This window comes from Glycomyces albidus (assembly GCF_009451885.1).
GTDB classification, from domain to species: domain Bacteria; phylum Actinomycetota; class Actinomycetes; order Mycobacteriales; family Micromonosporaceae; genus Glycomyces; species Glycomyces albidus.
This window is the reverse complement of record NZ_WIAO01000001.1, coordinates 103100-125885: the sequence shown is the minus strand read 5'-3', so window position 1 is coordinate 125885 and position 22786 is coordinate 103100. Positions and strand designations below refer to the sequence as shown.

At 72.5% G+C, this 22786-nt stretch carries 15 protein-coding genes; 7 read left to right on the top strand and 8 right to left on the bottom strand.

Going from position 1 to position 22786, the window contains the following annotated elements:
- The first annotated feature begins 9 nt into the window (after positions 1–9).
- Together GFD30_RS00610 and GFD30_RS00605 are read left to right on the top strand one after the other, a co-directional pair.
- Positions 10–882, top strand: a complete 873-nt coding sequence (locus GFD30_RS00610) for an aminoglycoside phosphotransferase family protein (protein WP_153023282.1) — start codon at positions 10–12, stop codon at positions 880–882.
- Between the two features lie 93 nt (positions 883–975).
- A complete protein-coding gene (locus GFD30_RS00605) occupies positions 976–1467 on the top strand; it encodes a VOC family protein (RefSeq protein WP_153023281.1) in 492 nt (163 codons plus the stop codon).
- Positions 1468–1489: 22 nt separating this feature from the next.
- Here the strand turns inward: GFD30_RS00605 and GFD30_RS00600 are convergent, their stop codons facing one another.
- The 5 genes from GFD30_RS00600 to GFD30_RS00580 form a co-directional block, all read right to left on the bottom strand.
- A complete protein-coding gene (locus GFD30_RS00600; RefSeq protein WP_153023280.1) occupies positions 1490–4645 on the bottom strand; it encodes an error-prone DNA polymerase in 3156 nt (1051 codons plus the stop codon).
- Positions 4638–6038, bottom strand: coding sequence for a DNA polymerase Y family protein (locus GFD30_RS00595; RefSeq protein ID WP_153023279.1), 1401 nt, complete (start codon positions 6036–6038; stop codon positions 4638–4640). Before GFD30_RS00595 ends, GFD30_RS00600 begins: the two co-directional genes overlap by 8 nt.
- Positions 6035–7117 (bottom strand): hypothetical protein, encoded by a 1083-nt coding sequence (locus GFD30_RS00590; protein ID WP_153023278.1) that lies wholly within the window; start codon positions 7115–7117, stop codon positions 6035–6037. Before GFD30_RS00590 ends, GFD30_RS00595 begins: the two co-directional genes overlap by 4 nt.
- Positions 7118–7472: 355 nt before the next feature.
- Positions 7473–8225, bottom strand: a complete 753-nt coding sequence (locus tag GFD30_RS00585) for an SDR family oxidoreductase (protein WP_153023277.1) — start codon at positions 8223–8225, stop codon at positions 7473–7475.
- 401 nt (positions 8226–8626) lie between these two features.
- Complete coding sequence (locus GFD30_RS00580; RefSeq protein ID WP_153023276.1) at positions 8627–10705, bottom strand: PhoX family protein; 2079 nt, start codon at positions 10703–10705, stop codon at positions 8627–8629.
- A 358-nt stretch (positions 10706–11063) separates the two neighbouring features.
- Here GFD30_RS00580 and GFD30_RS00575 point away from each other — a divergent pair, with 358 nt between their 5' ends.
- Both GFD30_RS00575 and GFD30_RS00570 read left to right on the top strand, forming a co-directional pair.
- Positions 11064–12410, top strand: a complete 1347-nt coding sequence (locus GFD30_RS00575) for a GH1 family beta-glucosidase (protein ID WP_322632788.1) — start codon at positions 11064–11066, stop codon at positions 12408–12410.
- Positions 12407–13672, top strand: coding sequence for an MFS transporter (locus tag GFD30_RS00570; RefSeq protein ID WP_153023274.1), 1266 nt, complete (start codon positions 12407–12409; stop codon positions 13670–13672). Before GFD30_RS00575 ends, GFD30_RS00570 begins: the two co-directional genes overlap by 4 nt.
- On the opposite strand, the gene GFD30_RS00565 is transcribed toward GFD30_RS00570, so the two are convergent.
- Positions 13669–14631: a GlxA family transcriptional regulator gene (locus GFD30_RS00565; protein ID WP_153023273.1), complete on the bottom strand. Its 963-nt coding sequence runs from the start codon at positions 14629–14631 to the stop codon at positions 13669–13671. The two genes, GFD30_RS00570 and GFD30_RS00565, sit on opposite strands and share 4 nt — an antisense overlap.
- A gap of 149 nt (positions 14632–14780) precedes the next feature.
- Between GFD30_RS00565 and GFD30_RS00560 the strand changes: the two genes are divergently transcribed.
- Positions 14781–15347, top strand: coding sequence for a hypothetical protein (locus tag GFD30_RS00560; protein ID WP_194201798.1), 567 nt, complete (start codon positions 14781–14783; stop codon positions 15345–15347).
- 247 nt (positions 15348–15594) lie between these two features.
- Here the strand turns inward: GFD30_RS00560 and GFD30_RS00555 are convergent, their stop codons facing one another.
- The gene (locus GFD30_RS00555) at positions 15595–17205 is read right to left on the bottom strand and encodes a carbohydrate-binding protein (protein ID WP_153023272.1); all 1611 of its coding nucleotides are present in this window, start codon (positions 17203–17205) and stop codon (positions 15595–15597) included.
- Positions 17206–17397: 192 nt separating this feature from the next.
- Here GFD30_RS00555 and GFD30_RS00550 point away from each other — a divergent pair, with 192 nt between their 5' ends.
- Together GFD30_RS00550 and GFD30_RS00545 are read left to right on the top strand one after the other, a co-directional pair.
- A complete protein-coding gene (locus GFD30_RS00550) occupies positions 17398–18012 on the top strand; it encodes a LysE/ArgO family amino acid transporter (protein ID WP_322632787.1) in 615 nt (204 codons plus the stop codon).
- Positions 18013–18136: 124 nt separating this feature from the next.
- Complete coding sequence (locus tag GFD30_RS00545) at positions 18137–20203, top strand: cellulase family glycosylhydrolase (RefSeq protein ID WP_227995692.1); 2067 nt, start codon at positions 18137–18139, stop codon at positions 20201–20203.
- 51 nt (positions 20204–20254) lie between these two features.
- Here GFD30_RS00545 and GFD30_RS00540 read toward each other — a convergent pair whose 3' ends face one another.
- Positions 20255–22696 (bottom strand): tetratricopeptide repeat protein, encoded by a 2442-nt coding sequence (locus GFD30_RS00540; protein ID WP_153023270.1) that lies wholly within the window; start codon positions 22694–22696, stop codon positions 20255–20257.
- Positions 22697–22786: the final 90 nt, after the last annotated feature.

Here is a 22786-nt window from a genome sequence, read left to right as displayed (position 1 = left end):
AGACCCCGCATGGTTGAACCCACCGCCGACCTCGCCCGCGCCCTCGTCGCCGAGCAGTTCCCGCACTGGGCCGGACTGCCCGTGACCCCGGTCGAGCGCCAAGGCTGGGACAACCGGACGTTCCGGCTCGGGGGCGGGCTCACGGTCCGCATGCCCACCGGTCCGACGTACGCACTGGCCGTCGCGAAGGAGGACCGGGTGCTGCCCGTCCTCGCCCGGCACCTGCCTGTGCCGGTACCCGAACCGGTCGCCACCGGTCGCCCTGGCGAGGACTACCCGCACCCGTGGTCGATCCGGCGCTGGCTCGACGGCACCACCGTCCAGGACAGTCCCGACCTGGACCGGTTCCGGCTGGCGCGCGACCTCGGGGCCGTCCTGACGGCGCTGCGCGCGGCCCCCGCCGGGGAGGGCCCGGTCGCCGGGCATCACTCGTTCTACCGCGGCTGCCACCCCAGCGCCTACGGCCACGAGGTCCAGCGCGCCCTCGAGCGCCTGGGCGGCACCGTGGACACCGCCGCGTGCGAAGCGGTCTGGGCCGAAGGGATGCGCACGGTGTGGCAGGGCCCGCCGGTGTGGTTCCACGGCGACATCGCCGTCGGAAACCTCCTCGCCGCGGACGGCCGGCTCTCGGCGCTCATCGACTTCGGGACCTGCGGCATCGGCGACCCCGCCTGCGACCTCCAGATCGCCTGGGGCTACTTCACCGGCGCCGAACGCCGCGTCTTCCGCGAAGCGGCCGGCCTCGACGACGCCACCTGGGCGCGCGCCCGGGCCTGGACCCTGTGGAAGGCCCTCATCATGATCGCGGGCGTCTCCGGGACCGACCCTGAAGGCGTCCAGCGCCGCACGCTGAAAGAAGTGCTCGCCGATCCGCTCCGCTGAACCGCCGGCCGCGCCAGTCGCCAAAGATTGGAACATATGATTCCGTTCTGATATACTGGCGGGACAATGCACGCCGATGGAGGAGCGACCGCCATGACCACCCGACCTGACACGATCCCCGACGGCTACGGCACGGTCACCCCTTGGATCCTCTCCGAGGACACCGCGGCGCTGATCGACTTTCTCAAGGCCGCGTTCGGCGCCGAGGAACTCGGTCGCGTCCCGGGTGCCGCTCCCGGGTCGATCGGACACGCGGAGGTCCGTATCGGCACCTCCATCGTCATGATGTTCGACTCGCCCTTCGCGACCAGCACGCCGGCGATGCTGCGCCTCTACGTCGCCGACGCCGAGGCGGCACTCCAGCGCGCCGTCGGCGCCGGAGCGGCCGTGGTCACCCCGGTCACCGACGTCCAGGCGTGGGGCGACCGCATAGCACGAGTACAAGACCCGCTCGGCAACCTCTATTGGCTCCAGGAACGAGTCGAGGAAGTCGACCCCGCGCAGATGGCCCGGCGCATGCAGGACCCGAAGTACGTCAAAGCCATGGAGCAGACCCAGATCATGAACGCCCCCGGTCTGACCTGACGCCGCCGGTCGGCCGGCGGCGTCAGCGGAAGTCGCGGGACGGGGCCGCCGGGCTGTTCAAGTCCAGTTGGATGAGCTTGTACGCCACGATCATCGGCATCGTGTCCGAAGCCGCGTCGACGGCCTTCTCCACGGTTCCCTTGACCCGCATCGCCTTCGCGACCGAGGCCACGGTCCGCCAGCGCTTCCACAGCCCCTCGGAGCAGACGACGTTCGCGATGCCGGTCTCGTCCTCCAGGCTCAGGAACGTCGCGCCCTTGGCGGTGGACGGGCGCTGGCGGTGGGTCACGATCCCGGCGACCTCGACGCGTTCGCCGTCAGGCACGAACGGGAGGCGCCGGGCGGGGAGGACCCCGTCGGCGTCGAGGAGGTCGCGGACCAGTTCCATCGGATGCGTCTCGACCGACAGGCCCAGGCCGGTGTAGTCGGCGCGGGCGAGTTCGGCCGCGCTCATGCCCGGGAGCGTGGGCGGCGGCGCGGCGGGGCCGGTGCCGGGGATCGTGCCGGGGCGCTCGTCGACGGTGCCGGCCGTCCACAGCGCCCGGCGGCGGTCGGGTTCGAGGCTTCCGAGGGCCCCGGCGACGGCGAGCTTCTCGAGCCGGGCCTGGTCGAGGCCGGCGCGGCGGGCCAGGTCGGCCATGGACGTGAACGGCCCGCCGGCCTCGCGGGCGGCGACGATGCGCTTCCCCGCGGCCTCCCCGAGACCCTTGACGCTGTCGAGGCCCAGCCACAGGTCCGCCACCCCGTGCAGCGGCGGCTCGCACGGGCGGTCGGCGGGGATGAGCGAGGCGGTCTCCTTGCTGGCGTTCACATCCGGGGCGAGGACGGCCAGGCCGTGCCGCTGGGCGTCGGCGATCAGCGACGCGGGGGAGTAGAACCCCATCGGCTGGCTCGCGAGCAGCCCCGCGTAGAACGCCGCCGGGTAGTGGCACTTGAGCCACGCCGAGGACCACACCAGGTGCGCGAACGACGCCGCGTGCGACTCGGGGAACCCGAAGTCCGCGAACGACTTGAGCTGCTCGTAGATCTGGTCGGCCTGCGCGCCGGCGATGCCCTTCTCCTTCATCCCCGCGTACAGCCGGGCCTTCAGCTCCTCCATGCGCTCGGCCGACCGCTTGGCGCCCATGGCCCTCCGCAGCCGGTCGGCCTCCCCGCCGTTGAACCCCGCGGCCACGATCGCGATCTGCATGAGCTGCTCCTGGAACAGCGGCACCCCGTACGTCTTCTCCAGCGCCGGGTGCAGGAGCTCGGGCACCTTGTCGCGCCACGGCTCGCCGTTGCGGCGGCGCAGGTACGGGTGGACCGCGCCGCCCTGGATCGGGCCGGGGCGGATCAGCGCCACCTCCGCCACCAGGTCGCGGAACTCCCTGGGCTTCAACCGGGGCAGCGTCGCCATCTGCGCGCGGGACTCGACCTGGAACACGCCGACGGTGTCGGCGCGCTGGAGCATCGCGAAGACGTCGCCGTCATCGGGCGGGAGGTGCGCCAGGTCCACCCGCGTCCCATGGAAGTCCGCCACCAGGTCCACCATCCGGTGCAGCGCCTCCAGCATCCCCAGGCCCAGCAGGTCGAACTTGACGAGCCCGGCGTCGGCGCAGTCCTCCTTGTCCCACTGGAGGACCGTCCGGTCCTCCATCCGCGCCGGCTCCACCGGCACGATCTGGCTGACCGGCTCCTCGGTGAGCACCATGCCGCCCGGGTGGATGCCCAGGTGCTGCGGCAGATCCCGCAGCTCGCCGGCGAGCGCCTGGACCTCCGCCGGGATGCCCTCGGCCTCATCGGGGTCGATGCCGCCCCAGCGGTGCAGCCGCTTCGACCACGCCACCGCCTGGTCGTGGCTGTAGCCGAGCGCCTTGGCCGCGTCGCGGACCGCCGAACGCGGCCGGTACGTGACCACGTTGGCCACCAGCGCCGCGCGGTCCCTGCCGTACCGGTTGTAGACATACTGGATGACCTCCTCCCGGCGGCCCGACTCGATGTCGATGTCGATGTCCGGCGGGCCGTCCCGGTCGTCGGAGAGGAACCGCTCGAACAGCAGCCCGAACTCGACCGGGTCCACATTGGTGACTCCGAGGGCGTAGCAGACCGCGCTGTTGGCCGCCGACCCCCTTCCCTGGCAGAAGATGCCGCTCCGGCGGCAGAAGTCGACGATGTCGGCGACGATGAGGAAGTACCCGCTGAACCCCAGCCGCTTGATCACCTGCAGCTCGTGCTCGAGCTGCTCCCACGCCTTCGCGGGCCGGCCCGGGTAGCGTTCCTCGGCGCCCCGCTCGGTCAGCTCCCTGAGGTACGAGACGTCGTCGTGGCCGTCGGGGACCGGGAAGTGCGGCAGCCGCGGGGCCAGGTGCTGCAGGTCGAAGGCGCACTCGGCGGCGATCGCCGCCGAACGCTCGACCGCCTCGGGGAAGTCCGCGAACCGCAGCGCCATCTCCGCGCCGCTGCGCAGGTGCGCGCCCGCGTTCGCCGGCAGGTACGGGTCGGCCTGGTCCAGTGTCGTCCGCGCCCGGATCGCCGCCAGCGCCGCGGCCGCCTTCGCCCGGGCCGGGGACGCGTAGTGGACGTTGTTCGTCGCCACCACCGGGACGCGGCACCGGTGGGCGACCGCCGCGAGCGCCTCCATCCGCTCGGTGTCCCCGGGCAGGTCGTGGCAGGTCAGCTCGACCGCGACGCGTTCGGCGCCGAACAGGTCGGTCAGCTCCCGCAGCTTCCGCTCGGCCGCGGCGGGCCCGTCCGCGTCGAGCGCCGCGTTCAGCGGTCCCTTGCGGCAGCCGGTGAGGACCTGCCAGCGGCCGTCCGCGTGCTCGGCGAGCCGTTCGAGGCGGTACCGGGGCAGGTCCTTCTCGCCGCCTTCGAGTTTGGCCTCGGTGAGGGCGCGCGAGAGGCCCCGGTACCCGTGCGCGTCGCGGGCGAGGACGACCAGGTGCCGTCCGGCCGGGTCGGCCTGGCCCCGCCGGGCCCGCGGGAGTTCAATGCCGAGCTCGGCCCCGAAGACCGTGGGGAGGCCGATGTTCCTTGCGGCGGTGGCGAACTGGGAGACGGCGTAGAGGCCGTCGTGGTCGGTGATCGCGAGCCCGCTCAAGCCCAGCCGCACCGCCTCGGCGGCCAGGGCCGCGGGGGCGTCCGCGCCGTCGGCGAACGAGTAGTGCGAGTGGCAGTGCAGCTCGGCGTAGTCAGTCATACCAGCCCACCGCCTTCCACCGGCCGTCCTCGCGGGCCAGCAGCGCGAAGCTCCCGTCGGTCAGCTCCACCTGGAGCCGCGCGTACCGGCGGGCGCCCGCGCTCCACCACCGCTCGGTCACCGGCCACGGGCCCGCCCACGCCGCGATCCTGATCCGCTTGCCGCCCAATGCGACCAGTGCCGGCGTCGCGGAGAGGTCGCCGCGGGCCGAGACCGCCACGGGCGCGCCGGCCGCGTCGAGGACCTCGACGTCCTGCCCGGTCCCGGTCAGCTGCGGCAGCGGGTCGGGCAGCCCGCCCGGCCACGGCCCCGACGGCGGCGGCGGGGCCGGCTCGACCTCCCAGGCGGCGCTGGCGTACCGCTCGTCGAGGTCGCGGCCGTCGGCGGGGCCGGCGATGCGGACGGCTTCGGGGCCGAACAGGCTCTGGGCGTGCCGCAGGGCGGCCTCGGCCTTGACGGCGGCGGCGGTCTTCGTGCCCCACAATCCGCGCCCGGCCTCGACGAGGCCGACGAGGCCGCCGGGGGCGAGTTCGAGGGAGGTGACGGCGTTCGCGGCCTCGTCACCGCCGGGCTGCCCGTCCACGGCACTGGTGAGCGGCCCGGCGGCGAGCCAGCCCTCGAGCTGCCAGCGGACGCGGCGGGCGAGGTCGGCCGCAGTGATCGCGGGGTCGATCTGCCAGGTCCGGCGCCGCTCCAGGCCGCTGCCGGTGCGGGCGGTGACGGTGATGCGGGTGCACGCGAGGTTGCGTTCGTCGAGGACGCGCAGGAGCCGTTCGGCGAGGGGCCGGGCGGCGAAGACGGCGTGTTCGACGGTCTCGTAGGGCGTCTCGGGAGTCTCGGTGACCGCGAGTTCCGGCGCGGCCGGGCGGGGCACGAGCGGGCGGGAGAACCGGCCCGCGGCGAGCAGCTGGGCCCGCCGCACGGGCGCGCCGAACCGCTCGGCCACGGCTTGCGGCGGCAGCTCCCGGAACTTCCCGAGCGTGTCGATGCCCAGGTGCCGCAGGGTCTCGCACGTCTCGGGATCGACCAGGCCGGTGACCTGGAGGTCGGTGATGTCGCATCCGGCGAGGAACGTGGCGTCGCCGCCGGCGGGGACGATCCGGCCGTCGCGGGCAGCCAGGACGGCCGCCAGCAGGCCGTCGGCGACCCCGGTGAGGCAGTCCTGGTCGACCAGACCGGCGACGGTGTCGATGAGCCGCTCGCAGAACACCGCCTCGTCACCGGCCCCGGCGCGCAGCGGTACGGCCGCGCAGCCCGGTTCGAGGACCTCGACGTACGGGGTGAGCCGGTCGAGGGCCTCCAGGACCGGTTCGAACGCGGCGGCGTCCTCGCCGTCCCAGTCGACGAGGCGCATGACCAGGACCCGGCTCGGGGGCCGGCCGACCCGGGTCATCGCCGCTCACCTCCACCGACGCGCGCGGCGGGGCGGAACACGCCGCGCGCCTCCGCGGCGCCTTCGGGACGGTGCGGTTCGGCGGCGCGGGTGCGCAGGTCCACGACCGCGGTGGCGCCGTCTTGCGGGCCCGCGGTGCCGTCGGCGGGCCGGTCGTCCGTGCGGCACTCGGCCGGGTCGCCCGCCTCGGTGAGGTGTTGGGCAGGCCGTTCGCCGCTCGACGGTTCGGCGGCGCGGGAGCGCAGGTTCACGACGGTGCGGTGCCCGGCCCTGTCGCGCGGCTCGGCGTGCGGTTCAGCGGCACGGCCGCGGGGATCGGGGAGTGGTTCCCCGGGCCTGCCGCCGTACGGCCAGATCGAGGCCCGCCGGACGCCGCCGGAGCGCCAGCGGGCGGCGACCTCGAGTTCGCAGGCGTCGAGCCGCCCGGCGCCCCAGCGGCGGCCGGCGTTCTCGCGCAGGCCCTTCCAGTGGGCGCGGGCCACCTGGAGCCGGGCGTCGGCGCCGGCCACGGGCCGCGTCTCCCACCACACGATGGAGGTGCCGCTGCCGCGGGCGCGGGCGGCCAGGCGCCGCGCCTGCGCGGGGCTCAGGGCCTCGCTGGGGACGACGATCGCGGCGACGCCCTCGGCCAGTGCCCCGGCCGCCTCGGCGATGCGCGGCCCCGGGTCGACCAGGGCCACCCGCCCGAGGTCGACCCCGGCGGCGGTCGCGGCGAGCGGGTAGACGCGCGGCATCCCGACCAGCGCGCACCACGCCCCGGCCCGGCTGGGCCCGGCCAGCAGCCGCCACAGCAGCGAGGTGGCTCCTCGGGCCGAGGCGGTGATTGCGGTCACGGTTGCGAGTCCGCCGTAGGGCAGGAGGGCGGAAATGTCGGGGGTGACGGGCAGGATGGCCTTCGGCGGCGGGAGCACCTCCGAGCGGGCCGCACCGACGAGCGCGGCGGCGCGCGCTTCGGCCGCCGGGCCCGCCTCGGCGGGCCGCGGCGCGTCAGCGGTGCGCGCCCCGGCTGCCGGGTGCAACTCTGCGGCCGTGCGCAGACCGAGCTCAGCGGCCAGCGCGGCCGCGACGGATGTCGCCACCAGTTCCCCCGTGCTCTGTCGAACATGTGTATCAAGATCAACATACCGAACTGCGGGCGCGACGCAACCTCAAACTGGTGTTCGATTAATCTCCTGCCCGATTTTTTCGGCCCGACCCCAGGCCGCATGGCACGCCGATGTCATGAAAACTGCGCCGAAACGCGCTCTGCGCCGTTCGCCCACTCCGCAGGAGACGGCGAACCCTCCCGCCGCCCGCGGCGCGTCGGCCCAAGCGCGGGAGACCCCGCTCGGGGGGTTCACGACGGAATCGGAAGCGGCCCGGCGGAGCGCGCACACCGGCCCGGGAGACGCCGAACGGCGGCGCCCGGTCGGGCGCCGCCGTTCGGTTGGGCTCTTAGTCGATGGTGTGGCCGCCGTTGACCGTCAGGCGCTGGCCGGTCACGAACGACGCCGCGTCCGAGGCCAGGTACGACACCGCGGCGGCGATGTCGTCGGGCTTGCCGATGCGGCCGAGCGGCAGGTCGGCGAGGTACCCGGCCAGGTCGTCGTCGGTGAGCTCGCCGTGGCGCTCCACCGGGATCCAGCCGGGCGCCACCAGGTTCACGGTGATCCCGTCCGGGCCGAGCTCGCGCGCCCACGAGCGGGTGAGGCCCCACTGCGCGCCCTTCGCCGCCACGTACGCCGACCAGCCCGCGAGCGCCCGCTCGAACATGTCCGAGCCGATCTGCACCACCCGGCCGCCGCCGGCCGCGCGCATGTCCGGTAGGAACGCCTTCAGCAGCAGCGTCGGGCTCTTCACGAAGAACTCGAGCTGCGCCAGGTGGTCGCTCCACTCGAGCCGGTCGAGCGGCACCTCCGGCTGCGGCCCGGTCGCGTTCGCCACCAGCACCGTCACCGGGCCGAGCTCGGCCCGGACCCGCTCGGCGAGGTCCGCGACCGCGGCCTCGTCGGTGACGTCGGCGCCGAACGCCGCGGCCGTGCCGCCCGCTTCCCGGATGTCCGCCACCACCCGCTCGGCCCCGTCCCTGCTGGAGCCGTAGTTGACCGCGACGGCGAAGCCGTCGGCGGCCAGGCGGCGCGCGATGACGGCGCCGAGGCCGCGCGAAGCGCCGGAGACGAGGGCGACTGGACCGGTTGCGACGGGCATGCGGGGAACCTCCGATTCGGGGCCGGATCTCGGCCGGGTCAAACTTAGGCGGAACCACATCCGTCCGCCAAGCCCGTCCCGCCCCTCAGAACACCGAACGGCAGAACGCTCAAACGGCAGGAGCACCGGCCCTGAGAACACCCGACGGTTACCGCACTTCCGGAGGGCGGTCATCGGGCGGCTGAACACCAGCCCTGGGAGCGCCTGGCGTGGCCGGACTTCCGGACGGCGGCGGGCCACCGGACGGCAACGCACACCGGCCCTGGGAACGCCTGGCGTGGGAATTCCGGACAGCAGGGCACCGGGCGACGCCAAACGACAGGGCACCGCCCGGGGCGGCGGACCGCCGGAGATGCCGAACGGCGGCGCCCGGCCAGGGACGCCGCCGTTCGGTCGGGCTTCTAGCAGCCGATGCTGTCGAAGCCCTCCTTGGTCACGTTCACGATCGCCGGGCGCGGGATCGAGCCGGGGCCGTCGGGCCACTCCGAGAGCGGGTTCTCGAAGCTCGCGCCGGTGAGCTCGCCGGGGTGCTGGGCCGCGACCAGGATGTGCTTCTCCTGGACGACCGGGCCGCAGGTCTCGGCGCCGACCGGCACCGTCAGGAACTGCTTGGTCATGCCCCGGTAGCTCCCCTCGAGCGCGACGGCGAACAGGCCGTCGTTCGAGCCGAGCGCGTTGCCGTCGGTCGAGATCCACAGGTTGCCGTGCGGGTCGAACGCCACGTTGTCCGGGCACGAGATCGGGCTGACCTGGTCCTTCGGGAAGCCGCCGAAGTAGGTGTCGGCCGCGGCCGGGTCGCCGCAGACCAGCAGCAGGTTCCAGCCGAACGTCAGCGCCGTCGGGTCGTTGTGGCGCTCGGTCAGCTCCAGGACCTGGCCGTGGCGGTTGGCGTGGCGCGGGTTCGCCTCGTCGGCCTTGGCGTTCGTGCCGGTGCCGCGGTTGCTGTTGTTGGTGAGCGCCACGTAGACCTTGCCGGTCTTCGGGCTCGGCTCGACGTCCTCGGGCCGGTCCATCTTGGTCGGGCCGACCTTGTCGGCGGCCTGGCGGGTGAACACGTACACCTCTTCGGCCGTGAAGCCCTCCACGAAGGACTCGTCGCCGCTGGCGAGCTTGATCCACTCGCCGGAGCCGTCGAAGGCGCCGTCCGAGGGCAGCGCACCGGAGCCGTCGATCTCGGCGGCCGGGCTGTCGCCGGTCAGCTTGGCGACGTACAGGGTGCCCTCGTCGAGGAGCTTGCGGTTGTGCTCGCGGGCGCGCCGCGAGTTGCCCGTCCGCATCTTCTCCTTGGAGACGAACTTGTACATGTAGTCGAAGCGCTCGTCGTCGCCCATGTAGACCACGACGCGGCCGTCGCGCGCCAGGCGCGGGCCCGCGCCCTCGTGCTTGAAGCGGCCGAGTGCGGTGCGCTTGCGCGGCGCCCACTCCGGGTCGTACGGGTCGATCTCGACGATCCAGCCGAACCGGTTGGGCTCGTTCGGTTCCTGGAGCACGTCGAACCGCTTGTCGTAGGTCTCCCACTTGCGCGAGCTGGCGCCGCCGGAGAGGCCGTAGCGGGCGAGCCGGGCCTTCTGGACCGGGTCGGTCACCGCGCCGGCGTTCGCGAAGTACTGGTTGAAGTTCTCCTCGCCGGAGAGGACCGTGCCCCACGGGGTCATGCCGCCGGCGCAGTTGTTGAGCGTCCCCAGCGCGGTGGTGCCCTCGGGGTCGGCGGAGGTCTTGAGCAGGTCCGAGCCGGCGGCCGGGCCGGCGATCACGAACGGGGTCTCGGCGGTGATGCGGCGGTTGAGCCCGTCGCCGACGACCGGGGTCAGCGCCCCGGTGCGCCGGTCCTCCTGCACCGTGACCACGGACAGGCCGTGCGCGGCGAGGCCGATCCTGATCTGCTCCTCGGTGGGGGCGGCGGCGTCGTAGTCCGGCAGCATGAGCACTTCGTCGCTGTACTCGTGGTTGGCCACGAGGACCTTCTTGCGGCTGCTGTCGGGGTGGGGGAGCAGGGCCACGTAGTCGTTGTTGTAGCCGAACTGGCCGGCCTGCGCCTCGGCGGTCTGGTTCTCGGGGTCGAACTCGGGAGCGCCTTCGAGGACCGGGTCGCCCCAGGCGATCACGACCTGCTGCTCGTACCCCTCGGGGATGGTGACGGCGTCCTCGCGGTTGGGGGCGACCGGCTCGAAGTCGAGGCCGCGCGGGGCGCGGCCCCAGCGCGCCGAGGCCGGCGCGTCGTCGGCGTCCGCCGCGGCGGCCGGAGCGGCGAGCGCACCCGTCGCACCGACGACCAGGCCCGCCGCCACGCCGCCCTTGAACAGGCCGCGGCGCGAGACGGCCTTGGCGATCACGTCGCCCAGGTACTCGTTGTCGGAGGTGTTCGGAACCGGGTGGCTGCAGGCGTCGCCGCAGCGGTACAGGCAGGTCATCGCCGACCGTCCGCCGTGCACGGACGGGAACAGCTGCAGGCGGCGGCGCTCCGGGTTCTGGGGATGCATTCACTTCTCCATGGCAGTCCGATGGGGAACGCGTGCGGGGGTTCCTCGCGTTCGGTTGTCTCTCGCCCCGGACGCTATGCGCGGCGGGTATGCGGTTCCACCAACGTCGAGTGAACTCCCGGCGAACGCCCTCGTCACGGTACTGCGGATTCGACCGACGCGAGGGCGAATCGGATCACTGCGCCGCAACCGTCCCGGCCTGCACCGGCGCCGCCTCCCGGCCGGGCCGCCCCGCCGCGCCCGGTCCTTTCCGGGCGCGGTGAACAACCGGGAGGCCCCGGCCGAAGAGGGGTTACCGACCGGTTCACGACCTGGTATCTTCACGAACGTTACTCACGTCACGTTTTCGGAGGTGCCTGTGGCCGCGATACCGCGCCTGCCCGAAGGATTCGTCTGGGGCGCCGCCACATCGGCGTTCCAGATCGAGGGGGCCGCGACCGAGGACGGACGCGGGCGATCCATATGGGACACCTTCACGGCGACGCCCGGCAAGGTCCGCGACGGCCACACCGCCGCGACCGCCTGCGACCACTACCACCGCTACGAAGCGGACGTCGCCCTCCTCCAGCGCCTCGGCGTCGACGCCTACCGCTTCTCCATCGCCTGGCCCCGCATCCAGCCCGACGGGACCGGCCCCGCCAACGAACCCGGCCTCGCCTTCTACGACCGTCTCGTCGACGCCCTCCTCGCCGCCGGCATCGCCCCCATGCCGACCCTCTTCCACTGGGACCTCCCGCAGGCGCTCGAAGACCGCGGCGGCTGGCTCGACCGCGACACCGCGCACCGCTTCGCCGAGTACACCGCCATCGTCGCCGCCCGCCTCGCCGACCGCGTGCCCCACTGGATCACCCTCAACGAGCCCTTCGAGCACATGGCGCTCGGCTACGCGCTCGGCCAGCACGCCCCCGGCCACACCTACCTCCTCGACGCCCTCCCGGCCGCCCACCACCAGCTCCTCGCGCACGGCCTCGCCACCGCCGCACTCCGCGCCGCCGGCGCCCCCCACGTCATGCTCACCAACTCGTACACGCCCGCGATCCCCTACAGCGGCAGCGCCGCCGACACCGAGGCCGCCCGCGCCTACGACACCCTCCACCGCCGCGTCTTCACCGACCCGGTCCTCCTCGGCACCTACCCCGACCTCGGCTCCTTCGGCCTCGACGGCGCCCTCCCGTTCATCAAGGACGGCGACCTCGCCGCGATCAACCAGCCCCTCGACGGACTCGGCGTCAACTACTACAACCCGACCCGCGTCACCGCCCCCGAACCCGGCCAGACCCCGCTCCCGTTCGAACTCGCCGAGTTCGAGCACGTCAACACCACCGACTTCGGCTGGCCCGTCATCCCCTCCGGCCTCACCCAGACCCTCCTCGACCTCACCGCCGACTACGGCGACGCCCTCCCGCCGCTGTGGGTCACCGAGAACGGCTGCTCCTACGGCACCGGCCCCGACGCCGACGGCCGCATCCGCGACCAGGCCCGCATCGACTACCTCGAAGCCCACGTCAAGGCCGTCGCCGCCGCCGTCGACCAGGGCGCCGACGTCCGCGGCTACCTGGTGTGGAGCCTGCTCGACAACTTCGAATGGGCCGAGGGCTACCACCAGCGGTTCGGCCTCGTCCACGTCGACTTCGAGACCCAGGAGCGCACCCCCAAGGACTCCTTCGACCGCTACGCGGCGCTCATCCGCGACCAGCGCCGATGACCGACGCCCCGCCCGCCCCCAGCCCTCCCGCCCACCCCGCGCTGGCCGAACCGGACCGCGACGTCGGCCGCGTCTGGATCGGCGGCATCACCACCGCGATGCTCGGCCTCTACATGGCCTTCTTCACCCCGATCCAGGTGCTGCTGCCGATCCAGCTCGAAGCGATCGACGAGGACGGCAAGGTCGCCGCGTTCGGGCTCGTCACCGGCGTGGGCGCACTCGTCGCCGTCGTCGCCAACCCCCTCGCCGGGGCGCTGTCGGACCGCACCACCGGCCGCTTCGGCCGCCGCCACCCCTGGACCCTCGGCGGCCTCGCCGTCGGTGCGGTCGCCTTGTGCCTCTTGGGCACCCAGACCACCGTCCTCGGGGTCCTCCTGTTCTGGTGCCTCGCCCAGGCCGCCCTCAACGCCGGGTACGCCAGCCTCAACGCCGGCATCCCCGACCACGTCCCGGTGCGCCAGCGGGCCGTCGTGTCCGGCTGGATCGGGTTCCCGCAGGCCCTCGGCCTCGTCGTGGGCGCCGTCATCGTCACCATGCTCGTCACCGGCACCGCCGCCGGCTACGCCGTGATCGGCCTCGCGGCCGCCGCCATGGCCCTCCCCTTCGTCCTGTCCACTCCGGATCCGCCGCTGCCGCGGGCGGCCCGCCCGCCCTTCACCCGGAAGGCCCTCCTGGAGACCTTCTGGGTCTCCCCGCGCGCCCACCCCGACTTCGCCTGGGCCTGGTTCACCCGTTTCCTGGTCATGCTCGGCAACGCCACCGGCACGCTCTACCTGCTGTACTTCCTCGACGACGCCGTCCACCACCCGAACCCCGAGGAAGGCGTCCTCGTCCTCACGCTCCTGTACACCGGCGGGGTCGTCGCCACCGCGGTCGCCGGCGGGGTCGTCTCCGACCGCATCGGCCGCCGCAAGATCCTCGTCTTCGCGTCCTCAGTGGTCATCGCCGCGGCCGCGCTCATCCTCGTCTTCTGGCACACCTGGCCGGCCGCGATCGCCGCCGCCGCGATCATGGGCGCCGGCTTCGGCGTCTACCTCTCGGTCGACCAGGCCCTCATCACCCAGGTCCTGCCCGCCGCCGCCGACCGCGCCAAAGACCTCGGCATCATCAACATCGCCTCCACGGTCCCGCAGGTCCTCGGGCCGGCGCTGGCCGCCCCGATCATCGCCGGGTTCGGCGGCTACGCCGGCCTCTACGCGGTCGCCGCCGCCGTGACCCTACTCGGGGGCATCCTGGTGTGGCCCATCAGGTCCGTGGCCTAGGTCCGGGACGCGACCGACCGGTACTGCGATGGCGCGATGCCGTACTCCTTCGCGAACGCCTGCCGCAGCGCCTCGGCGGAGGCGAAGCCGCACCGGGCGGCGATGCGGGCCACCGGGAGGTCGGTGGTCGACAGGAGCTGCGCCGCGGAGGTGACGCGGGCCTTCCTGACATAGCGGCCCGGCGTCTGGTGCAGGTGGGCGCGGAACAGCCGCGTCAGGTGCCGCGGGCTCACCCGCGCGAGCCGGGCCAGCGCCTCGGTCGAGAGGTCGGCGTCGAGCCTCCCGGCGATGTGGTCGGCGACCTTGCGGACCGTGTCGTGGTCGGCCGCGGGCGCGGCGGTGAACATGCTCATCTGGGCCTGGTTCCCCGGCCGGTGCAGGTAGGTGACCATGGCCCGGGAGACCCAGCGGGCCATGTCGGGCCCGAAGTCGGCCTCGATGAACGACAGCGCGAGGTCGAGCGCGCTGGTCACGCCCGCGGCGGTGTAGACGTTCCCGTCCTGGACCCAGATCGGCCGCGGGTCGACCCGGACGGCCGGGTAGGACGCGGCGAGCTGTTCGGCGAAGTGCCAGTGGGTGGTCGCGCGCCTGCCGTCGAGCAGCCCGGCCGCGGCGAGGACGCTCGCGCCGGTGCACAGGGACGCGACGCGCTCGCTCTCGCGGGCGAGGCGGCGCACGTGGCCGACGAGCCGCTCGTCCCGGGCGGCGTCGGCGTGCCCGAGTCCGCCGGAGACGACGAGCGTCCCGATCGGGCCGCGGACGCGTTCGAGCACGGCCTGGCCGTTCAGGACGAGCCCGGTCGAGCAGGTGATCGGCCCGCCGCCGGGGGTCGCCAGCGCGAGGTCGTACCCCAGGTCGGGGTTGATCTGGCGGACGGCGTCGAGGGTGGTGGTGACGCAGGCGATGTCGAGGAGTTCGGCGTCGTCGTAGCCGACGACGACCACGCGGTGCGGGTCCATGCCTCCAGGCTAAGCCCGGAAGCGCGGTGTCCGGAAGACCAGGATGCCAAGATTTCGGACCTCGACCGGCTCCCGGCTTGACCTGCGGCCCCGCGGAGCGGATGGTTGAGGACGTCAGATACCCCCTCCAGGTATACAAGGAGCTTCCGATGTCGACCGCCACCACCGCCCCCGCCCGCAGCGGGGTGCTCCGCTTCTGGCCCGTCGCCGCGGGCATCGCCTTCGGCGCGTTCGTCGCCTACGACCTCGCCGCCGGCGCGGACCTCGCGCCCGTGCTCACCGCCTCCGGCCTCGTCTACCTCGGCGCGGCCGCGCTCCAGCGGCCCCGCGCCGCCTGGCCCGTGTTCTGGCTGTCCTTCGTGGTCATCGGCGCGGCCGGGTTCACGCCCTGGGAGGACGCGGCCACCTGGGTCCTGCTCGGCATCGCCGCCGCGTTCGCCCTGTACGGCCTGGTCCGCGGCGCGGTCCGCCCGGCCGAGGTGCTGCCGCTCCAGTCGCTGGCGATGGTCCTGTTCGGCGGGGCCGCCGTCGCGGTCATGGTGATCGGCGGCGACACCGCCGCCTACCTCGTGGCCGCCGGGCTCCTCGGCCACGCCGCCTGGGACGCGTGGCACCACCGCACCGGCCGGGTCGTGGTCCGCTCGATGGCCGAGTTCTGCCTCTTCCTCGACGTCATCGCCGCCGCCGCGATGATCGCGGTGACCGTCAACGGGTGAACGCGTCGGAAGGCGTTGACAGATGTGCGCCCGATCCGCACCATATATTGAAAAGATTCGATGTGACCGCAATCCTCCCGGTGCGGTCGCATCGGCATGAGGCAAGGCGGTTCTACCGGGCCCGGGACGTCTACGTGGGCCGCACCAACAACGGCTGACCGCGCCGCCCGGGGCCACGCCGCGAAGGGAGCGGCCCGTCCGCAGTGGACGGGCCGCTCCCGGGATGGAAGGAATCAGGCACTGGAGGTCACAGGCTCACCGTCCGGCCGCCGAGGGTCACCACGAGGCGCCCGTCGCTCGCGAACGACCAGGCCAGCGCACCGCTGTAGTTCGCGCAGCGGGAGCCGTTGGAGCCGGTCCACCACTGGTTGCCGGTGCTGGTGGCGCCGACGGTCTGGTCGTTGCCGCCGGAGACGTCGAACCGGCACGAGGTGTTGTTCGTGAACACGTGCGACCCGGCGCTGAACTGGAAGTTCCGCTCGGCGCTGTCGATCGAGAGGTTGTTCGCCATGGTGATCGAGCCGGGGTTGGAGTTGTACGTGAAGCCGTGCTGGCCGTTGTCGAACGCGATCGAGCGGCGCACGACGTGGTTGATCGGGACGTCCTCGCCGCCGAGCTTGTAGCCGTTGCGGTCGCCGTTGTTGAACACGGTGCCGTTGGAGAGGGTGCCGTTCTCGTACGCGAGCGAGTCCTCGATGGTCACCGCCCCGATCGGGTCGTAATCGGCGTAGGTGTAGAGGTCCCAGCCGTCGTCGGCGTTGTGGTGGGCCACCGAGTACCGGAAGACGTTGCCGGGGCCGACGGTGAGCTTGGCGGCGAAGCCGTCCGCGTCCTCGCCGTCGGAGTCGGCGTTGTCGTGGGACTCGGCGCTGATGACGAGGTTGTTCCGCGGCCACGAGGCGGTGGTGCTCGTCGAGGACTGGCGCGAGAGCTGGAGGCCGGAGTCGCGGTTGTAGCGGGTGAGGGTGCGCTCGAAGATGTTGTTGCTGCCGGAGACGAAGATGCCGTTGTCGCCGGCGCGCTCGACCGTGAGGCCCTTGACGTGCCAGTAGTCGGCGTAGACGGCGAGACCGCGGTTGGCCGACGCCTCGGCCTGGGCCGAGAAGTTCAGCACCGGCCGCTCGCTCCCGTAGGCGGCCAGGACCGTGCGGGCGCCGGAGGTGCCGTCCTTGGTCTCGGGGATGACGACGGTCGCCGAGTAGTTGTAGGTGCCGCCGCGCATGTAGATCGTGCCGCCCGCGGTGACGCGGCTGATCGCGGAGGTCAGCGTGGTCGGCGCCGTGACGGTGCCGGCGGCGCCGTCGGTCCCGTTGGGGGCCACGTAGATCGCCGATCCGCTCGGCGGCGGGGTGGTGGTGGGCGGGTTCGAGCCCGTGACCTCGAAGTCGAGGTAGTCGATGTTGGCCAGGCCGTTCGCGGTGGTCGCGGCGAGGCGGACCGTGTTGGTTCCGGCGGTGACCGGCACCGTGACGGTCTTGGTGGTCCAGCCCGTCCAGCTTCCGGCCGGGAAGGAGCTCGCGGACGCGGCGACCGAGCCGTTGACGGTGATGTCGGCAGGGCGGTCGGCGCCGCCGCCGTTGGCGTACCGGATGCCAAGGGTGGCGGTGCCCGCGCTCGCGGCGTTGACCGTGAACTGGACGGCCGCGCCGGTGGTGTTGGCGGTGTTGCAGAACCCGCTGCCGGAGTAGCCGGAGTGGTCCGAGTCGATGGTGCCCTGGCAGGTGGCGGGTGAGGTCTCGGCCTCGTGGCGGACGGGTGCCGCCGAGGCGATGTTCATGCCGACGAGCGTGGCCGTCAGCGCCACCGCACCGGTCAGGCCGGCGACGAGCGCCGTCCTGATGCTTCTCCGAGGAGTCATGTCGTGTCCCTTCACAACATCGTTGTCGCACTGGACTCTCGCAACCACAACTGCATGTCAACATGCAAATATGTCGATGCGATCTGGTCTCGAGCGTAGGGAATGCGCTTTCAGCTTGTCAATACGAACCGGGCAACCGATTGCACCGGTTCGCTAGGATTCCCGGATGCGAACCAGCCCCCGGATGCGCCCGTGACCGCCGCGTTCTTCGCCGGCCTCGCCCTCGGCCTGGCCCTCATCGTCCCCATCGGCGCCCAGAACGTCTTCGTCTTCGGTCAAGGCGTCGCGCTCGGGATGCCGCGCGCCCTGTGGGCCGTCGCCGGCGCGGGCCTGTGCGACACGCTCCTCATCGTCCTCGGCGCCACCGGCGCCTCCGCGCTGCTCGACTCCGTCCCCGGCCTGCGCCCGGCCATGCTCGCCGCCGGCGCCGCCTTCCTGACCTACCTCGGCGTGAAGTCCCTGCGCGCCAAGGCCGCCGACCTCGCCGACGAGACCGGCGCCTGGTCCCCGCTGCGCACCCTGCGGCGCACCGCCGCCGTCTCGCTGCTCAACCCGCACGCCATCCTCGACACCGTCGGCGTCCTCGGCGCCGCGATCGCCGCCCAGGCCGCGGCCTCGCGAGCGGTCTTCGCCGCCGGGGCCGTCACCGCCTCGTGGGCCTGGTTCCTCCTCCTCGCCTCCGCCGCGACGGGACTGCGCCGCGCGATGACGAAGGAGCGCCGCGTCTGGTTCGACCGCGCCTCCGGGCTCATCCTCCTCGTCTTCGCGGCCTGGCTCGCGTACGAGTTCGCGCACGCCCTGCTGTGAACCGGCTCGGCAGCCACGGGGTTTGACAAAGTTTAGTCTCACAACTTAGTCTTGCATTGAGGATATTCGATGGGTGCCCGCGGCCCGCCTCCTCCCCGGCATCGACGCGGACAGAAGGAGAACCATGCAAGGCGTCAAGCGACGAACCCGAAAGTGGATGGCGCTGGCGGTGGCCGCCCTCGCCGTCTTCGCCGCAGGGCTCGGCATCCTCGCCCCCACGGCCGCCTACGCGGCCGAAGGATGCAAAGTGGACTACAAGATCGCGAGCCAGTGGGGCGGCGGCTTCACCGGCGATGTGAAGATCACCAACCTCGGCGACGCCGTCAACGGCTGGAACCTGGTGTGGACCTTCCCGAACGGGCAGCGCGTCACCCAGGTGTGGAACGCGACCACGACCAGCTCCGGTGACACCGTCACCGCCAAGAACATGGGCTACAACGCCGCCATCCCCACCAACGGCTCGGTCTCCTTCGGCTTCAACGGCTCCTGGTCGGGCACCAACGGCGTCCCGACCTCGTTCAGCCTCAACGGCAAGGTCTGCACCGGCACGGTCGGCGAGCCCAGCACCCCGCCCACCACCACCCCGCCGCCCACCGGCGGCATCAGCGCCATGGAGACCGTCGCGGCCATGCAGCCGGGCTGGAACCTCGGCAACTCCCTCGACGCCGTCGGCGCCGACGAGACCGCCTGGGGCAACCCGCGCATCACCGAGGCGCTCATCCAGAACGTCGCCGCCCAGGGCTACAACAGCATCCGCATCCCCGTCACCTGGGACAACCACCAGAGCAAGAGCGCCCCCTACGCCGTCGAGGACGCCTACCTCGACCGCGTCGAAGAGGTCGTGGGCTGGGCCCTGGAAGCCGACCTGTACGTCCTCATCAACATCCACCACGACTCGTGGATCTGGATGGCGGACATGAACACCAACCGCACCGTCGTCGAGGCCCGCTACGAGGCCATCTGGACCGCCCTCGCCGACCGCTTCCGCGACGCCCCGCCCGAGCTGCTGTTCGAGAGCGTCAACGAGCCGCAGTTCAACAACGTCGACGACACCACCGCCTACGCGCTCCTGGACGACCTCAACACCTCGTTCCACGAGATCGTCCGCGCCTCCGGCGGCGGCAACGCGACCCGGGTCCTGGTCCTGCCGACCCTCCACACGAACGCCGAACAGGGCCGCCTCGACGCGCTCAGTGCCACCATCGAGGCCCTGGACGACCCCAACATCGCGGCCACGATCCACTACTACGGCTTCTGGCCCTTCAGCGTCAACATCGCCGGGTTCACCAAGTTCAACGACGAGGTCCGGGCCGACCTGGAAGGCTACTTCGACCGCGCCCACGACGAGTTCGTCGCCAACGGCATCCCCGTCCTGGTCGGCGAGTACGGACTCCTCGGCTTCGACACCCACACCGGGACCGTCGAGCAGGGCGAGAAGCTCAAGTTCTTCGAGTATGCCGGCTACTACGCCCGCCAGAAGGGCATCACCCTCCAGATCTGGGACAACGGCCAGCACTTCGACCGCACCGCGTTCCAGTGGAGGGACCCCGAGCTCTTCGCGATGATGAAGGCCGCCTGGACCACCCGCTCGGGCACGGCCGCCACGGACCAGATCTTCGTCCCCCGCACGGCGACCGTCGCCGACGTCTCGGTGACCCTCAACCTGAACGGCACCACGTTCCAGGGCCTGCGGCTCGGCTCCACCAACCTCGTCCAGGGCACCGACTACACCGTCTCGGGCTCCACGCTGACGATCAAGGCGAGCCGGCTGACGGCGATCCTGGGCGACCGCTCCTACGGCGTCAGGGGCAACCTCCACGCGGTGTTCTCGCAGGGCGCGCCATGGCGCATCAGCGTCATCTCCTACGACCAGCCGACCATGTCGGCGGCCACCGGCGCCTCGGCGACCTTCGCGATCCCCACCCAGTTCAAGGGCGACCAGCTCGCGACCATGGAGGCGAAGTACGCCGACGGCACCAACGCCGGACCGCAGAACTGGACCTCCTACAAGGAGTTCGGCCGCGCGTTCAACCCGGACTACGCGGCCGGCACGATCACGCTCCCGACCGCCTTCTGGTCCGAGGTCAACGACGGCCAGAAGGTCACCCTGACGTTCCACTTCTGGAGCGGCAGGACCGTCACCTACTACGTGACCGAGTCCGGCGGCAACGTCACCGGCTCGCTCTCCTGACCGCACGACGCAGCGGCCGCCCCGGCACCCCGCCGGGGCGGCCCCCCTGTTCTAGTCCTCGTCGTGTTCGGCCTGACCCCAGATGTCGTCGTCCTCGGTGAGCCAGGTGCCGATATCGGAATTCGGTTCGAAGCCGGCGGCCCCTCCGCGGGTGCCCATCATGCCGCCGCGCATGATCCCGCCCGTGCCGCGCCCCCCGGTGTTCGACGCGAGACCGCCGTCGGCCCAGACCGCCACGTTGCTGAACTCACCGGCGATCCCGGCGCGCCGCCTTTCCCGCCAGTGGGCGAGGTTGTGCGCGACGATCCTCGTATACCGGTGCTCGGGGTCGAGGATCCGCTCGCAGTCGGCGAGCAGTTCGGTGAACGCGTCGATCGCCTCCTCCACCCGGTCGCTGCGCGCGGTCCACCTGGCGAGGTCGTTGCGGACCGCGAGCACGTCGGGGTGATCCGGGCCGAGAACCCGGAGCTGGTCGTGGAGCACGCTCGTCAAACCGTCCACCGCCGCTGTCGTGTCGCCGGCCTCGCCGAGCCATCCCGCGAGGTTCTGGCGGCTGCGGAACGTGTCCGGATGGTCGGGCCCCAGTACTCGGAGCCGGTCGGCCAGCAGTGCCTCCGTCGCGGCGGCCGCGCCCTGCGGATCGCCGGCCTCGCCGCGCCAGTGCGCGAGGTTGTGCCGCACCGCGAGCGTGAACGGATGGTCGGCGCCCAGGGTCTGTAGGCAGTCGGCGAGCAGCGACTCATTCGCCGCTGCCGCACCTACCGCGTCACCCGATCGGCCCTGCCAGCGGGCCCGCAGCGAACGGGTGATCAGGACGTCGAAATGTTCTGGGCCGAGCAGACGCAACCGGTCGGCGAGCAGCGACTCGGTCTCCGCGATCGCGGTCTCGAGGTCGCCCGCCTCCCCTCTCCAGTACAGGAGCCGCTGACGGGTCGCGAACGTCCTCGGGTGTTCGTCGCCGAGGACCCGGATGCGGTCGGCGAGGACCGCCTGGAACCCCTCGACCGCCCCGAGCACGTCCCCGGACTCGCCCTGCCAGCGGGCGAAGCCGTGCCGTGCTTCTATGGCGTCGGGATGGTCGTCGACGTGCACCTGGCCGATGAGGAACCGGAGCATCGAGAAGTAGCCCATCGCCATGCGGACCTGACCTTGCGCCCCGACGCTGTTCCCCGCCTCGAAGAAGACCGGGTGGACGCCGCCCCCGAGGATCGATCGGCCGGCCTTCTCGATGAGCCGCGAGAGGTTGGTCCAGAGGACGGCCGTCGAGTTCGGTCCGTCCGCCGGTTCCGGCCAGAGCGCTTGCAGCGCATCGGCGGCGGATTCGGCGGCGAGGCTCCGCTCCACCGACGTCGTCATCTCCAGCACGGCGCGCTGGACGAGTGCGTGCATCCGCACCAGGGCACCGTCGGCGTCGATCAGGCTCAACCGGTGGAGCCTCCCCAGGGCGGCGCTCACCTGGAGCGCGCGGAGCCCCTCGGTGCCCGTCACGTCCGCAAGGAACCCGAGAACCGACGCCGAGGTGAAGAGTCCCATGGGGATTCCCGCCGGGTCCAGGAGCGCGGCGATCTTCAGGATGCCGCCGGCGAGCCCTTCCGGTGCATGCCGATCGGCCTGCTCGATCGAGAGCGACCAGGCCGCGTGGAGGGAGCCGCCGTAACCGTCGGGGGCGGCCTCCGGGCTCAGCTCGGCCAGCGCCACGGTCCGGTCCTCCAACAGGCGGCGGTAGTCCTCACAGGTGAGACCGGGCTGGTCGAGGATGAACGCCGCCGCCTGCCCGAGGGCGAGCGGGAGGCCGCCCAGGAGTTCGGCCAATGGCTCGGCTCCGGCGACCCGCCTCGACCGCGAACCGAGCCGCCCGTGGAGGTAGGCGAGTGACTCCTCCGGGCTGAACAGCCCGATGTCGATCCGGGAACGGCCTTCCGCGTCCAGAGCGGCGTCCCTGCGCCGAGTCGTGACGAGAGTCCGGCCGCGCGGGTTGACCGGCGGCCAGAGTCCTTGCAGCGCTGCTGGATCGCCGAGGTCGTCGACGACCACCAGCCACCTCGGCGCCTCCGGGCGTGACAGCAGATTGAGGAACGCGGTGGCGGCCCGAACGTCCTCGCCCGGCTCCGCACCGCAGAGTTCGACGCCCGCCTGGGCGAAAGCCGCGATGATGCCCTCAGCGCTGCTCGCGTTCACCCACATCAGCAGGTCGAGCTCGGACCGGTTCCAGCGGTCCGTCGCGTAGGCAGCGGCCAGTTGCGTCTTCCCGACTCCGCCCATCCCGGACAGGACCAGGCATGGAGCCGTCGTCCCGCTCAGCCGCCAGTCCGCCTCCCGCTCCTGCCTCGATGCCGCCAGTTGCGGCACCGTGCCGATCCGGTGCGGCCAGCGCACCGGTTGCGGTCGCGGGGCACCCACGATCAGCTCGATGCGTCCGCCTTGCGCGGCATCGCGGACGCTGTCGTGGAAGTGGCTGCCGAACGAAAGGCCGGCCTGCGGGTCGCTGGGCACGAGCGGGACCTCCCGGGAAGGAATCCCCGCATTCTATCGCCGAAGTCCCCGGGCACCGGTGGACCGCCGTCTCGCAGCGCTCGAAGAGCG

Coding starts and splice junctions, on each gene's coding strand:
- GFD30_RS00585 (WP_153023277.1), bottom strand. CDS start 8,225: ATGCCCGTCGCAACCGGTCCAGTCGCCCTCGTCTCCGGCGCTTCGCGC.
- GFD30_RS00555 (WP_153023272.1), bottom strand. CDS start 17,205: ATGACTCCTCGGAGAAGCATCAGGACGGCGCTCGTCGCCGGCCTGACC.
- GFD30_RS00605 (WP_153023281.1), top strand. CDS start 976: ATGACCACCCGACCTGACACGATCCCCGACGGCTACGGCACGGTCACC.
- GFD30_RS00565 (WP_153023273.1), bottom strand. CDS start 14,631: ATGGACCCGCACCGCGTGGTCGTCGTCGGCTACGACGACGCCGAACTC.
- GFD30_RS00595 (WP_153023279.1), bottom strand. CDS start 6,038: ATGACCCGGGTCGGCCGGCCCCCGAGCCGGGTCCTGGTCATGCGCCTC.
- GFD30_RS00570 (WP_153023274.1), top strand. CDS start 12,407: ATGACCGACGCCCCGCCCGCCCCCAGCCCTCCCGCCCACCCCGCGCTG.
- GFD30_RS00600 (WP_153023280.1), bottom strand. CDS start 4,645: ATGACTGACTACGCCGAGCTGCACTGCCACTCGCACTACTCGTTCGCC.
- GFD30_RS00580 (WP_153023276.1), bottom strand. CDS start 10,705: ATGCATCCCCAGAACCCGGAGCGCCGCCGCCTGCAGCTGTTCCCGTCC.
- GFD30_RS00545 (WP_227995692.1), top strand. CDS start 18,137: ATGCAAGGCGTCAAGCGACGAACCCGAAAGTGGATGGCGCTGGCGGTG.
- GFD30_RS00610 (WP_153023282.1), top strand. CDS start 10: ATGGTTGAACCCACCGCCGACCTCGCCCGCGCCCTCGTCGCCGAGCAG.
- GFD30_RS00560 (WP_194201798.1), top strand. CDS start 14,781: ATGTCGACCGCCACCACCGCCCCCGCCCGCAGCGGGGTGCTCCGCTTC.